The organism is Thermostichus sp. MS-CIW-38, from assembly GCF_054058415.1.
Map to the genome: position 1 here is coordinate 50,053 of NZ_JBSSAH010000015.1, position 12,491 is coordinate 62,543.

At 57.4% G+C, this 12,491-nt stretch carries 14 protein-coding genes; 6 read left to right on the top strand and 8 right to left on the bottom strand.

Going from position 1 to position 12,491, the window contains the following annotated elements:
- Nucleotides 1-75: 75 nt before the first annotated feature.
- From phnC to ACVWXZ_RS07235, 5 genes are all read left to right on the top strand, one after another.
- Entirely contained in the window at nt 76-888 is an 813-nt protein-coding gene (phnC, locus tag ACVWXZ_RS07215) for a phosphonate ABC transporter ATP-binding protein (protein ID WP_457441923.1), read from the top strand.
- A 69-nt stretch (nt 889-957) separates the two neighbouring features.
- On the top strand, nt 958-1,767 hold the full coding sequence (gene phnE / locus ACVWXZ_RS07220; RefSeq protein WP_457387130.1) for a phosphonate ABC transporter, permease protein PhnE: 810 nt from the start codon (nt 958-960) through the stop codon (nt 1,765-1,767).
- Complete coding sequence (gene phnE / locus ACVWXZ_RS07225) at nt 1,767-2,579, top strand: phosphonate ABC transporter, permease protein PhnE (protein ID WP_457482338.1); 813 nt, start codon at nt 1,767-1,769, stop codon at nt 2,577-2,579. Before phnE (ACVWXZ_RS07220) ends, phnE (ACVWXZ_RS07225) begins: the two co-directional genes overlap by 1 nt.
- Nucleotides 2,580-2,639: 60 nt before the next feature.
- Nucleotides 2,640-3,095: an alanyl-tRNA editing protein gene (locus ACVWXZ_RS07230; protein WP_457403173.1), complete on the top strand. Its 456-nt coding sequence runs from the start codon at nt 2,640-2,642 to the stop codon at nt 3,093-3,095.
- Between the two features lie 7 nt (nt 3,096-3,102).
- Nucleotides 3,103-3,348: an alanyl-tRNA editing protein gene (locus ACVWXZ_RS07235; protein WP_202943694.1), complete on the top strand. Its 246-nt coding sequence runs from the start codon at nt 3,103-3,105 to the stop codon at nt 3,346-3,348.
- 11 nt (nt 3,349-3,359) lie between these two features.
- On the opposite strand, the gene ACVWXZ_RS07240 is transcribed toward ACVWXZ_RS07235, so the two are convergent.
- The 5 genes from ACVWXZ_RS07240 to ACVWXZ_RS07260 all read right to left on the bottom strand — a co-directional run bounded on the left by ACVWXZ_RS07240 (nt 3,360) and on the right by ACVWXZ_RS07260 (nt 7,865).
- Nucleotides 3,360-4,943 (bottom strand): NAD(P)H-quinone oxidoreductase subunit N, encoded by a 1,584-nt coding sequence (locus ACVWXZ_RS07240; protein ID WP_457403174.1) that lies wholly within the window; start codon nt 4,941-4,943, stop codon nt 3,360-3,362.
- A gap of 124 nt (nt 4,944-5,067) precedes the next feature.
- Nucleotides 5,068-6,342 carry a gas vesicle protein GvpJ gene (gene gvpJ, locus ACVWXZ_RS07245; protein WP_457403175.1) on the bottom strand — a complete coding sequence of 425 codons (1,275 nt, stop codon included), beginning with the start codon at nt 6,340-6,342 and terminating at the stop codon, nt 5,068-5,070.
- Between the two features lie 110 nt (nt 6,343-6,452).
- Complete coding sequence (locus ACVWXZ_RS07250; RefSeq protein ID WP_414356714.1) at nt 6,453-6,932, bottom strand: peptidylprolyl isomerase; 480 nt, start codon at nt 6,930-6,932, stop codon at nt 6,453-6,455.
- 221 nt (nt 6,933-7,153) lie between these two features.
- Nucleotides 7,154-7,630: a phosphate-starvation-inducible PsiE family protein gene (locus tag ACVWXZ_RS07255; RefSeq protein WP_457403190.1), complete on the bottom strand. Its 477-nt coding sequence runs from the start codon at nt 7,628-7,630 to the stop codon at nt 7,154-7,156.
- Nucleotides 7,631-7,679: 49 nt separating this feature from the next.
- Nucleotides 7,680-7,865: a DUF2256 domain-containing protein gene (locus ACVWXZ_RS07260; protein WP_041437321.1), complete on the bottom strand. Its 186-nt coding sequence runs from the start codon at nt 7,863-7,865 to the stop codon at nt 7,680-7,682.
- Nucleotides 7,866-8,143: 278 nt separating this feature from the next.
- Between ACVWXZ_RS07260 and ACVWXZ_RS07265 the strand changes: the two genes are divergently transcribed.
- A complete protein-coding gene (locus tag ACVWXZ_RS07265; protein ID WP_457403177.1) occupies nt 8,144-9,106 on the top strand; it encodes a sigma-70 family RNA polymerase sigma factor in 963 nt (320 codons plus the stop codon).
- A 121-nt stretch (nt 9,107-9,227) separates the two neighbouring features.
- Here the strand turns inward: ACVWXZ_RS07265 and ACVWXZ_RS07270 are convergent, their stop codons facing one another.
- From ACVWXZ_RS07270 to ACVWXZ_RS07280, 3 genes are all read right to left on the bottom strand, one after another.
- The gene (locus ACVWXZ_RS07270) at nt 9,228-10,862 is read right to left on the bottom strand and encodes a CTP synthase (protein ID WP_414329188.1); all 1,635 of its coding nucleotides are present in this window, start codon (nt 10,860-10,862) and stop codon (nt 9,228-9,230) included.
- Nucleotides 10,863-10,904: 42 nt separating this feature from the next.
- Nucleotides 10,905-11,402, bottom strand: a complete 498-nt coding sequence (locus ACVWXZ_RS07275; protein WP_457403179.1) for a hypothetical protein — start codon at nt 11,400-11,402, stop codon at nt 10,905-10,907.
- Nucleotides 11,403-11,435: 33 nt separating this feature from the next.
- The coding region (locus tag ACVWXZ_RS07280) for an RNA-guided endonuclease InsQ/TnpB family protein (RefSeq protein WP_457403180.1) at nt 11,436-12,491 on the bottom strand (1,056 nt) is incomplete at its 5' end.

The window sequence follows — 12,491 nt, forward strand, 5'->3', positions numbered from 1 at the left end:
ATTCTCTCAAGATTGCAAACATCTGGTTCTAGAAGGCCCGCAATTGCAAATGTCCACTTCAAGTAGGTTATCAAGATGCTACGTATCGACTCCCTCAGCAAACGTTACCCCACAGGCGATATGGCCCTGAAAGGGGTGACCTTAGAAGTTCCCGATGGGCAGGTGGTGGCCTTGATTGGTCCTTCGGGTGCTGGGAAAAGTACGCTGCTCCGTTGCATCAACCGCTTGGTGGAGCCGACCAGTGGCAGCATTTGGCTCAATCGAATCGACCTCACTCGCTTGAACACCCGGGAGTTGCGGCAAGCACGACGCAAAATCGGCATGATCTTTCAGGAATATGCCCTCGTGGAGCGCCTGACCGTGATGGAAAATGTTCTTTCGGGTCAGTTGGGCTACGTCAATTTTTGGCAAAGCTGGTTCCGCAAGTTTCCCCAAGCCACCATCGACGAAGCCTTCCGCTTACTGGATCGAGTGGGATTGTCGGACTTTCCCGATAAGCGGGCAGATGCTTTGTCTGGGGGGCAACGGCAACGGGTGGGAATCGCCCGGGCTCTCCTGCAAAACCCAGAGCTGCTATTGGTGGATGAACCGACCGCCAGTTTGGACCCGAAAACCTCCCGCCAAATTATGCGCCTGATCAACGAGCTGGCTTCAGAGCGGGGCCTATCGGTGATCATCAGCATTCACGATGTGCCTCTAGCGCAAATGTTTGCCCAGCGGATCGTCGGTTTGCGGTTTGGGGAAGTGGTGTATGATGGCCCCCCCAATCGCCTCACCCCCAGCGTCTTAAACGAAATCTACGGCGAAGAAGATTGGAATGCTTCTGTTGGAATGCTTCTGGCCCAGCCCAAGACTCCGAAGAAAACGAAGCCGTCTCGGCTGGAGTAGCCACCCACTAAGGGATCCCTTGCAGAAGTCAGTAGAAGTCAATAGAAGTCAGTAGTGCGGAGCACACCCATGGCACAGGCAACGACACTGAGCGGGCGCCAATGGTCGCCACCACCTTTGATTAAAAATCCTTGGGTTCGCTGGGGACTGATTCTTGGGGCGGTCATTTACCTGATCTTTGCGCTTTCTACTCTCAATTTCGATCCAGCCCGGGTAGCCCGCGGTATGCAGCGTAGTGGCCGTCTCTTGTTGGCCTTTTTGCATCCCGATTTCACCACCCGCGGCAACTTGATTTTCACCGGGATGCTGGAAAGTGTGACCATGGCCGCCATTTCCACCGTGGCAGGATTTATTGTCGCGGTTCCGGTGGGGTTTGGGGCCGCACGCAACTTGGTGCCAATGCCGGTCTACCTGGTTTGTCGTGGCCTGATTGCCCTGTCGCGCACCTTCCAAGAGGTGATCATCGCCATTTTGTTTGTGGTCATGTTTGGCTTTGGGCCTTTTGCTGGAGTGCTCACCCTCACCTTTGGGAGTTTGGGTTTTTTCAGCAAGCTTTTGGCAGAAGACATCGAAGAAATTGATGCAGTACAGGTGGAGGCGATTCGCTCCACGGGGGCTTCTTGGCTCCAAATGGTCAGCTACGCGGTGGTGCCGCAGGTGTTGCCCCGCATGATCGGCTTGACTCTGTATCGTTTCGACATCAACATTCGGGAGGCGGCCATTCTGGGGATTGTCGGTGCCGGTGGGATTGGCTCTACCCTGAACACCTCCTTACGTCGCTACGACTATGACACGGCCTCTGCCATCATCCTTGTGATTATCGCTCTGGTGATGGTGGTGGAATTGAGTTCTGGTTGGATTCGCAAGAGGGTGCAATAATGCCTGTTCTGGAAAGCAGTGGGATCAAGACCTGGCAGTGGCGCAATCAAAAGCAAACTTTGCTTGAGTATGCCTTCTGGTTGGCTCTGCTGTTACTGATGTTTGCCTGCGCTAAGTTCATTGCAGACCGTACCACCTGGGGCTTTGTGCTGGATGCACCGCGCCAGGGAAGAGAAATGCTCTCGCGGGGGGTACCGCCCCGTTGGGACTACATGTCACAGCTTTGGCGCCCCCTTTGGGATACCCTCACCATTGCCACATTGGGTACGGCCCTTTCCTTTGTGATTTCGGTGCCGGTGGCCTTTTTGGCAGCCCGCAACACCACTCCCAATTTGCTGGTGCGCTACATCGCCCTGTTCATCATCGTCGGCACCCGTTCGGTTAACTCCCTGATTTGGGCTTTGATCCTGGTGGTTGTTCTTGGGCCAGGGGTCTTGTCCGGAACCTTAGCCATTGCCCTACGCTCTGTCGGATTTATGGGCAAGCTGATCTATGAAGGCATCGAAGAGATTAACGAAGAACCAGTAGAAGCGATCCGTTCCACGGGGGCTAGCGGTGCCCAGGTACTGAGCTATGCCATTTGGCCGCAGGTGATCACCAACATCCTCGGGGTAACAGTTTACCGTTGGGATATCAATTTGCGAGAGTCTACGGTGGTTGGATTGGTCGGTGCCGGTGGAATTGGCCTACAGCTAGATGCTTCCATCAACACCCTGCGCTGGAATCAGGTGAGCATGATCCTGCTTGTGATCTTCGTTTCTGTGTTCATCAGCGAGTGGATCTCCGCCAAGGCCCGGCAAGCTCTGATTTAGCCCAGGGATCCGGATAGGCTACGGTGAAGGGCAGTTTGCAACAGCACAACTGTATGACTCATGACGGAAGAACTGTTTCGGGCGGAGGCCTATCTCACCACCTGCCAGGCTCGGGTAATTGCCCTTGTGGATAACGGGATCCAGTTGGATCGGACGGTATTCTATCCCACCGGCGGTGGACAACCCGGCGATACGGGATCCCTGATTACATCGGACGGTCGTGTCATCCCGATTGTCGATACCCAAAAGGGGGAAACGGGCATCCTCCACATCCCGGCAGAGGGATCCCCACCCCTCAGTCTGGGGGAGTCAGTCAGCGCCAGCATCGACTGGGAACGTCGCTATCGGCACATGCGCATGCATACGGCTCTACACCTGCTCTGTGCAGTGGTAGAAGGTGGCGTTACGGGGGGTCAGGTGGGTGAAAGCAAAAGCCGATTGGACTTTAACATCCCTGGAGAAAAACCCGACAAAGAAACCCTGACGGGTGCGTCTCAATGCTTTGGTACAAGGTAACCACGCCGTGAACCCCCGCTGGGTTAGCGATGAAGAACTAAAAGCCAATCCCAGCCTGGTGCGCACCATGTCGGTCAAGCCCCCCACCGGACAGGGGCAAGTGCGCTTGCTGGAAATTGAGAATGTGGACTTGCAACCCTGCGGCGGCACTCATGTACGGGCGACAGGAGAAATTGGCAAGTTGGTGGTGAGCAAGATCGAAAGCAAAGGCAAGCAAAACCGACGCATTGTGGTCAGCTTGGTGGATCCCTGAAAAACTACAGACTACCCTTGGCTGGGCTGAGTCAATGAACCCAAAGATCCATCGACTGCCACCTGAAGACTCGCGGACTCTGGAATGGGCGCTTGTGCTGTCGGGAACCCTAAGAACGGGCTTTGCTCCACCGCCTGGATGGACAAGGTAAACAAGGGGTTGGAGAGAATCCCGGCAAAGATGGTGGCCACCAGAGTCAACACCATACCGACCCGCAGAGCAGGCATACCTTCTGCCTGCCAGTTGGTCTCGGGGTAATTTTGCACCGAAACCGACATCTCTTGCGGCTCTTTCACCACGATGGTTTTCACCACCCGCACGTAGTAGTAGATGGAGATGACGCTGGTGACCAACCCCACCAACACTAGGGTATAGGCCCCTGCCTGCCAACCGGCCCAGAACAGGTACAACTTGCCGAAGAAGCCTGCTAGAGGGGGCAACCCACCCAACGAAAGCAGACAAATGCTCAAGCAAAGGGTGAGGAAGGGATCCTTCTGGTAGAGGCCGCTGTACTCGCTAATTTCATCGGTGCCGGTCTTCAGGCTGAACAGGGTGATGCACAAAAAGGCCCCCAGGTTCATGGCCAAATAGACCATCAAGTAAAAGATCAAGCTGGCATAGCCTGCCTCGGTGCCCGCCACCAAGCCAATCAAAACGAAGCCCGCCTGTCCAATGGAAGAATAGGCCAGCAGCCGCTTGAGGCGGGTTTGGGCAATGGCCACCACGTTCCCCAGCACCATGGTCAAAATGGCCAGCACCGAGAGCACCGCCCGCCACTCTTCCGTCATGGCCGGAAATACGGTGGCCAGAAAGCGCACCGCCAAGGCAAAGCCTGCTGCTTTGGATCCCACTGACAAAAAGGCCACCACCGGCGTTGGGGATCCCTCGTAGACATCAGGAGTCCACTGGTGAAAGGGCACTGCCGCCAACTTAAACCCGATACCACCAATGCAGAGCACCAAAGCGATGATCCCTGCCAAGCCGGCATCCCCCATAGAGGAGGCAATGGCTTCCAGCTTCGTTTGCCCACCCGAAAGGCCGTAGAGCAGCGACATGCCGTAGAGAAAAATGGCTGTGCTGCTGGCCCCGATCAAGAGATATTTCAGGGCTGCCTCGGAAGAACGGGGATCCCGCTTGGTGTAGCCGGCCATCAGGTAGCTGGCAATGCCCAGGGTTTCCAGAGATACAAACACCAGGATCAAGTCCGTCGCCCCGGAGAGGAACATGCCCCCCAAGGTGGCCGTGAGCAGCAACACATAAAACTCGCCTGTGGGCGCTCCGGACTGAGAGATGTAGCGCTCCGCCATCATCACGGTCAGTATCGCCGTCCCCACCACCAGGCCACGGAAGAGAATGCTGACGGGATCCGCTGCAAAGCTGCCCAAGAAGCTCTCCAACTGGGGCTGCTGCCATTGCAACACCAAGGTCACCAAGGCCCCGATCAAGCCAAAGATGGAGAGGGCCGGAAGACTTTTGCGCGCCGCCGAACCACCGACCAAATCCACCACCAAGACGAGCAAGAGGGTGAGGGTAACCACCACTTCTGGCCAAATGGCACCGGCATACAGGTTTCCGGTTGGGGCAAAGACATCCATAGGAGAAGACTATGAAGAGAGATTAAGGGGATCCACAGCCAGCATACCGCGATTTCTGGTCTCTCTCCCCGCTTCAGGCATCTCTTCTCCCAATCGTCTCCATCAGCACTCTCAATCCACGGGCTCAGTAGAGCTTGGCGCTGGAGGTGAGCACCAGCTTCAGGCGGGCGTGGATCAGATCCAAGTCCGCCAGCCCCAGGTCGATCTCCCCATCGATGACGATGCCGGTGTGGATCAGCCGATCCAAGAGTTCCAGCAGGGATCCCTCGCGGTGGGGTTGTCCGGGGTAGTAGTCCCCCTGGCGGGGCAGGAGGGTGCCCAGATCTCCGAGCTCCAGGTTCAAATCCGCCGGGTCAATCTCCAACAGGCTGCAGATGTGTCGAATTTGCTCCCGCAAGGCTTGTAGGCTGCTGCCGGCCCGCTCAATCTGCTCTGCAGAAAGGCGCTCGGCCTCCATTTGCCGCACCACCTGCGCCTCCATCAACTGCCGCAACAGCTCTACCAAGGTCAGCACCAGAGAGGCCAAACCGGCTTCCGGGCGTTTCCGGCCAGGGGTGGGCCGAGTCTGGCTCAAGTCTTCCGAGCTGGCGGGACTAATCGAAAGGCGCGGCGGGGGAGGAGAAGCAATCCAACGGTCAAAGGGCTGACAAAGCTGTTCCAGGCTGAGCAAATGGAGACGGGGATCCCGAGCGGCCTCTTCCCTTTCCTCCGGCAGGTTGTAGCCCCAGTCGGCCAAAAACAGGAGAACCTGCTCCAGCTCCGGCACCCTCTGCACCTGGCGCAGCGTTTGCAGGCGATCCTCCACAAACCACAGCTCCTCAGCCGGCAGTTGGGCGGCAGCCAGTAGCCGCTGTAAAGTGGTGGCCTTGGGGGCGCGCACCTCCTTGCCCAGAATGCGGTGGCGTGGCAGTTGGATCCCTGCTCGGCCCAAGAGCTGCTGGATGAACCGTCCCTCTTTGGTGCTGAGGATGGCCAAGCGCGGCTCCCCGGCAGCCTGAAGCTGGCGCATCCAGGCCGCCACCCCCGGATAAAACCGGTGCAGCCCCAGCCACCCCTGCAGATCCTCTGCAATCCAGCGATCCCGCACCCGATCCAACGCTTGGATTAGAGAGAGGGCAGGGATCCCTGACTGCTGCAACAACTGCTGACGCCAGCCCGGCCAGTCTTGGCGCAAGTCTTCCTCCCGGATCCCTTCCTGTAGCCCCCACAACAACAGAGGCATCTCCCAGCCGGTCTCGATCAGCGGGCGCAGACGGTCAAAAGCAGGACGCAGCGGCTCTAGCTGAGCAGGAGCCAAGCCCCACACCTGAGCACAAACGCGGCAGGAAGAGGCAAAATACTCCGCCCGCCCATCGCAGAGCACACCATCAAAATCCAGAACCAGAATGCGGGGGGACATTCGCCGGGGCCTAGCGAACTCCATACCTGAGTCCCCCTGGGGGCAAGTTGCAAAAATGGGGCCAGAGGCCAAGTTAATTTAACCAAACTGTTCCACCCGATTGGCCCAACCTAATTGGATTCCAAGATGCGAACCGACTTGATCTCCACCGGTTTCAGGGGGCGATCCTGAGGGCCGGTGGGCGCAGTTGCAATTTTATCCAACACATCCTCTCCCTCGATCAATTGCCCGAAGATCGTGTAGTTGGGCGGCAGCGGGTAGTCGGCATGCATGATGAAGAACTGGCTGCCATTGGTGTTGGGGCCGGCGTTGGCCATAGCCAAAGTGCCGCGGCTGTAGGGACGTTGCACCGGCTCATCGGGAAAGCGGTACCCCGGCCCACCCCGCCCCGTACCCGTGGGATCCCCGCCCTGGATCATGAAGCCGCGGATCACGCGGTGAAAGATGACGCCATCGTAAAAGTGATCGTTGGCCAGAAAGACGAAATTGTTCACGGCCAGGGGAGCTTCCTGAGGAAACAGCTCCAGAACCATTGTGCCGGCGGTGGTCTCCATCGTGGCCGTGTAGGACTTGGCCGGGTCGATCACCATCGGGGGGGGATTGTTGTAGGTTTTCACGGGTTTGCCCAAGTGTTGTGCCAGGAGCAAATCGCGAGAAGAATGCGGGCGGGCCAAAACAGGGAGAGCACTCAACCCCACCCAAAGCACCACCATCAGCACAGCTAACTTCACCAGGCTGGCCAACTTAGATCGCGCACGCACAATTCTTGCAGGAAAGCTCCACCCCTATCCTACCAGGATTCTGTCCTAGCCTAATTTTCCCCGGACTTGGATGGAGGCTTGGCTCGCCGCACCAGCCAATAACTCACCGAGAGGGCCAACGTCGCTGCCCCCAAGCCAATGAGCTCCAACCCCCCTAGCTTCTCGAAATCGAAAATGATGATCTTGCGGGCCACCGCAATCAAAGAGGTGACGATCACCAGCTCCACCTGCACCACCTGCTTTTGCAAGTAGGCGGTGATGTTCTCCAGAATTTCCAGCGCAATCAAAATATTTAAAAAGAGGCCGAAGATCTCGATCAAAGTGGTGGAGAAAAACCCAGTTGGCTCCATCAACAAATCTGCCACCAAGAACCGGGCCAAGTCCACCACTGCTACTGTGATTAGCCCGATCATCAAAATTGAAAGCAGCTTCGAGATCAGGCTTTCGATGCGGGCAATGGCCCGCAAAAAGGGATCCTCCTCTTCTGTCTCGTGGGGATTGTGCAACAGCCACTTGAGAAACCGCATCGCCAACCCCGACAGATCCAAACCCTTATGTCCTGATCCTGAGACAACATTATCCGTCCCAACCGTCTTGCCGGGAAGCAGGCAGGGATCCCTTGGGGCGATGATTGCGACACCGCTCAGAACAGTATTTCACCTCCGACCAACAGTCGGCCCACTTTTTGCGCCAGGTGAAGGGTCGCTGACAGGTGAGACAAATCTTGCTGGGCAAATCCGATTTCTTCCGTTGGCGTGGCATGGTGCACTGCAAAACAAGGTCAACTCTGTAGTCAGTTTAACAATCCTACCGGATGCTGACCGTTACCATCACGGAAGTGTTTAGTCTGCGCCCCACCTTAGCAAAAGCTGAAGTCTGAACCTAGAGAAATCGAGTAGCCTCTTGAAATCCGGCGAGATCTCTGCCCTGTGTCTGCAGGGATCCCTGAAGGAAGTTGGGTTTGCTGAAAGGTTAGCCGCCTCCATCCTGTACTGAGTAAAGTTCTTAACACCCGCTTGTGAACTTGAGCTTGAGTTTGTATGAAATCTCAACCAAATGGGACGAATGTAGCTGTTCAGAACTCTCCTCCTCCACTGAAGCGGGTTGAGGTACGGCTCAGCAAACCCGGCAACCGAGCGACCCAAGCCTCGCTTTCGGAAGACTCAGTGGGCGTATTTTTGCGGGAAATGGCTCGCTACCCACTCCTCAATGCCGAGCAGGAAGTGAAATTGGGACGGCTGATTGCAGAGGGGGGAGCTGCCAGGGAACGGGCGAAACGGGAATTGGTCAGGGCCAACCTGCGCTTGGTGGTCTCGATTGCCAAAAAGTATTTGAATCGCGGTGTGCCGTTTCTGGATTTGATTCAAGAAGGCACCATCGGCCTGATCCGGGCCGCAGAAAAATTTGAGTGCGAACGCGGCTACAAGTTTTCCACCTACGCCTACTGGTGGATTCGCCAAGGGATCACCCGCGCCGTTGCCAATCAGGGGCGCCTGGTGCGGATCCCGGTGCACATGGTAGAAAAGCTCAACCAGGTGAAGCGGATCCGGCGAGATCTGACCGAGACCCTAAACCGTCGCCCCACCCAAGCAGAGATTGCCAAAGCTCTGGAGATTTCCCCCGACAAGCTGGACGCTCTCTTAACCCTCTTGGAAGCCGGTCGCCAAACCCTTTCGCTACATACTCCAGTTGGCAAAGAGGAGGATAGGGAGCTGATGCAGCTTATCGAGGCCGCCAACGGCCCCACTCCCGAATCGCAAATGGACTTGTACCTGCTGTCTGCCCAACTGGAAGAGATGCTGGAGCAGCTCAGCCCCCGAGAGCAAGAGATTCTCAAGCTCCGCTATGGGCTGAAAGATGGCCACCTACACACTCTCTCCGAAATTGGTCAGCTTTTCGGCCTCTCTCGGGAGCGCGTCCGACAAATTCAAGCACGAGCCATGCGCAAACTGCGCCATCCACGCCGACAGGAAATTTTGGCAGATTGGATGACCTCGTTTTAGGCAGTAGGCCACGGCTGCTCCACAGGCGAAACCCAGGATTCCGCAGCAGTTTATGTTCAGCAAAGCTCTGCAGAACCAGGACCAGAGGCGTGCCCCCACTTTTGGACAAGGGATCTGTCAACTAGCCCATCTTCTGCAACTGCAGGGGGTGAGGCTGAGGGCGGCTGCGCAGGGCAGCTTCGATCAACCCCAAAAAGAGGGGGTGGGGGCGGTTGGGGCGGGAGCGAAACTCCGGATGGAACTGGGTGGCGATGAAAAAGGGGTGGCTGGGCAGCTCGATAATCTCCACCAAGCGGTTATCCGGCGAGACGCCGCTGATAACATAGCCGGAGTCTAGAAAAAGGCTGCGGTAGGCGTTATTAAACTCGTAGCGATGGCGGTGGCGCTCGTAGATGATGGTCTCGCCATACAGCTTGGCCGCTAGGGTATTGGGCATGATGCGACAGGGATAGAGGCCCAGCCGCAGGGTTCCTCCCAGATCTTCCACATCTTTCTGCTCCGGCAGCAGGCTGATGACAGGGTGGGGGGTATCGGGATCAAACTCATAGCTATTGGCCCGCTCCAGGTGGGCAATGTGACATCCCCAGTCGATCACCGCGCACTGCATGCCCAGACACAGCCCTAGGAAGGGAATGCCTTGCTCGCGCACGTAGCGGATGGTAGCCACCTTGCCCTCGATGCCGCGATTGCCAAACCCCCCCGGCACCACTACCCCATCCACACCAGCCAGTAGGGCTTCCGGCCCCCGCTCCTCGACTTCCTCAGAAGAGATCCAGCGCAGGGTGACACCGGCATTGAGGGCTAGCCCAGCATGGCGCAGGGCCTCGGCCACGGAAAGATAGGCATCTGTAAGGCGCACGTATTTGCCGACAATGGCAATCTCCACCTGCTCTTGGGGGTGGTGCAGCCGCTGCACCAGGAGCTCCCACTCCCGTAGATCTGGCTGCTGCGGATCCAAGTTGAGAATCTCCAGAACCCGCTGCGCCAACCCCTCCTGCTCTAGCACCAGAGGCACGTCGTAGATGCTGGGGGCATCCTGCGCCTGGATGACGCATTCTACCGGCACGTCACAAAACTCGGAGATCTTCTCTTTGATGCTGCGGGGCAGGGGCTGCTCGCAGCGGCACACCAACACATCTGGCTGGATGCCAATGGAGCGCAACTCCTTGACCGAGTGCTGGGTAGGCTTGGTTTTCATCTCCCCTGCCGCCTTGATCAAAGGCACCAGGGTAACATGCACATAGGCCACGTTGGCCCGGCCCACATCCTTGCGAAATTGGCGGATGGCCTCCAAAAAGGGCAAAGACTCGATATCTCCCACCGTGCCCCCCACCTCCACCAGCACCACATCGGGGTTGGTCTCGCGGGCCACTCGCCGGATCCGCTCTTTGATCTCTTGGGTGACGTGGGGGATCACCTGCACCGTGCTGCCCTGGTAATCGCCGCGCCGCTCTTTGTGGATCACGGCCTGGTAGATGGAGCCGGTGGTAACGTTGTTGAGCTTGGACATGTTGGTGTCGGTGAAGCGCTCGTAGTGGCCCAAGTCCAAGTCCGTCTCGGCGCCATCGTCGGTAACAAACACTTCCCCATGCTGGTAGGGGCTCATGGTGCCGGGATCCACATTGATATAGGGATCCAGCTTCAAAATCGACACCGTGTAGTTGCGGGATTTGAGCAGGCGACCCAAGCTAGCCGCCACAATGCCTTTGCCGATGCTGGAGACCACTCCGCCCGTGACGAAGACAAACTTGGTCATAGCTTGGATCCCTTGCCTTTTTTTGATTATGCCAGGGATCCCTTAGCGCAGAGAGCGGATGGGGCCGTTGTAGAGGATGGTGGTTTGAAAGGTGCGCCTGTCCACCCGCACCTGGGTTTCAATGCTGGGCTGGACGAAGCCGGGCTCTCCCCCCCGGAAGGTGAAGATCCAGGCGTCTTCAAACTCTTCAAACGGCGAGTCAATGGCTGCCCCGTGCATGGAAGCTTCGGCGCGATAGCGCTGTAGGCCCCCATTGGCGATCTCGGCAGCTTGGCGGGCCAGGTTTTTGGCGCGGTTGAGATCCCGGAGGTAGCGGCTGATCTCCTCAAAACTCCCCCTGGGCAGCGGTCGCTGGGGAGCAGGGGTTGCCGGCACAGGCCGGGGATCCGGCACAATGGGCAGGGTGGGAATATCGGGACTGGGGGGCAGCGGGGTTTGGGAAGGTTCGGGAAAGAGGGGCCTAATCCCCTGGGTCTGGGCGGGCAGCGAGGATCCCCAGAGCAGCGCTCCGGCCAGGCAGAGAGGGAAAAGGGATCTCATAGGCAGTTCCTGATACATTTACGCTGAACACTGCTAAGCATTACTGCTCAGCGGTGAAGCGATAGCATTCTGTCCGTTTCCGTTGTCGCTACGCGACGCTGACGCGACCGCGCTACTCGGACGGAGTCCAAACAGAAAGGCGGTATCCCGCAAAGCCCTGAGCATAACACCCAGAGCGCCTTGCCAATCTCGTGGTAGCCTATGGTTGCACTTTGGGCATCTAAACACCTTTGCGCCACCTAACCTCGTGTGGATGTGCCCGCACTTAGTGCAGGTTTTGCTGGTGTACGCTTCCGATACTTCCACGACGACCACGTTTTTCTTCTTGGCTTGAAACTTCAGGAACTGCTGGAACCGATAGTGCGCCCAGGTGAGCATCGCCCTTGCTGTCTTGCTACCAAACTTCCTCCCTGCCTTGGCAACCATCTTGGCTGACTCGAAAGTGGGGAGGAATATCAATCGGTAGTTATCCGTTAGGAACGCCGCTACCTTGCGATGGCACTCGTCCACCAGGTTCCTGATTCTCTCCCGCAGACGAAACGCCGCTTGCCGCATTCGCCTACGCTTGGGTCTCGGTGCTTTACTCAGCCTAGATTGCAGATCGTCTAGGTGGTAGCACAGCCGAGCGATTCTACCAAAGTCCCCCTTGGCGATATCTACAAAGCCCGCCCCATCAAACCCTGTAAGGAAGCTTCTTACTCCAGGATCAAGTGCGATCACCCCCTTTGCTAACGAACACTGCTCGTTCACGGGCTCAGGAAAGATGGCATACCATCTGTCTTTCACCCGCATTAGCTCAGTTCCACGTACCCACTCTCTGGGCATCTCCTCGGATGCACGGAACGCCAAACCTCGGGTGAGTTTCGGATACCACGTCCCATTGCGAAAGTTGCCGGCGTTGAATTGCAGCGTATGCGACCTGTCCCGCACACTGCGAAACCTCGCGTCTTTGCTTCGGCGAAACGCCAACCACGCCTCGACGACCGCGTTCTGCTTGATGTGGCAGGGGGCGTCCTTTACCCACTGGGGCAGGTCGGAGTGCAGGATGATGTCCCGCAGCTTTCTGGCCGTTCTTGGAACACCATGCCG

Coding starts and splice junctions, on each gene's coding strand:
- ACVWXZ_RS07260 (WP_041437321.1), bottom strand. CDS start 7,865: ATGCCACGCCAACGGAAGAAATCGGATTTGCCCAGCAAGATTTGTCTC.
- ACVWXZ_RS07275 (WP_457403179.1), bottom strand. CDS start 11,402: ATGAGATCCCTTTTCCCTCTCTGCCTGGCCGGAGCGCTGCTCTGGGGA.
- ACVWXZ_RS07230 (WP_457403173.1), top strand. CDS start 2,640: ATGACGGAAGAACTGTTTCGGGCGGAGGCCTATCTCACCACCTGCCAG.
- ACVWXZ_RS07240 (WP_457403174.1), bottom strand. CDS start 4,943: ATGGATGTCTTTGCCCCAACCGGAAACCTGTATGCCGGTGCCATTTGG.
- ACVWXZ_RS07270 (WP_414329188.1), bottom strand. CDS start 10,862: ATGACCAAGTTTGTCTTCGTCACGGGCGGAGTGGTCTCCAGCATCGGC.
- ACVWXZ_RS07250 (WP_414356714.1), bottom strand. CDS start 6,932: ATGGTGATCGACCCGGCCAAGTCCTACACGGCCACGATGGAGACCACC.
- phnE (WP_457482338.1), top strand. CDS start 1,767: ATGCCTGTTCTGGAAAGCAGTGGGATCAAGACCTGGCAGTGGCGCAAT.
- ACVWXZ_RS07255 (WP_457403190.1), bottom strand. CDS start 7,630: ATGCGGTTTCTCAAGTGGCTGTTGCACAATCCCCACGAGACAGAAGAG.
- ACVWXZ_RS07265 (WP_457403177.1), top strand. CDS start 8,144: ATGAAATCTCAACCAAATGGGACGAATGTAGCTGTTCAGAACTCTCCT.
- phnE (WP_457387130.1), top strand. CDS start 958: ATGGCACAGGCAACGACACTGAGCGGGCGCCAATGGTCGCCACCACCT.
- phnC (WP_457441923.1), top strand. CDS start 76: ATGCTACGTATCGACTCCCTCAGCAAACGTTACCCCACAGGCGATATG.
- gvpJ (WP_457403175.1), bottom strand. CDS start 6,342: ATGTCCCCCCGCATTCTGGTTCTGGATTTTGATGGTGTGCTCTGCGAT.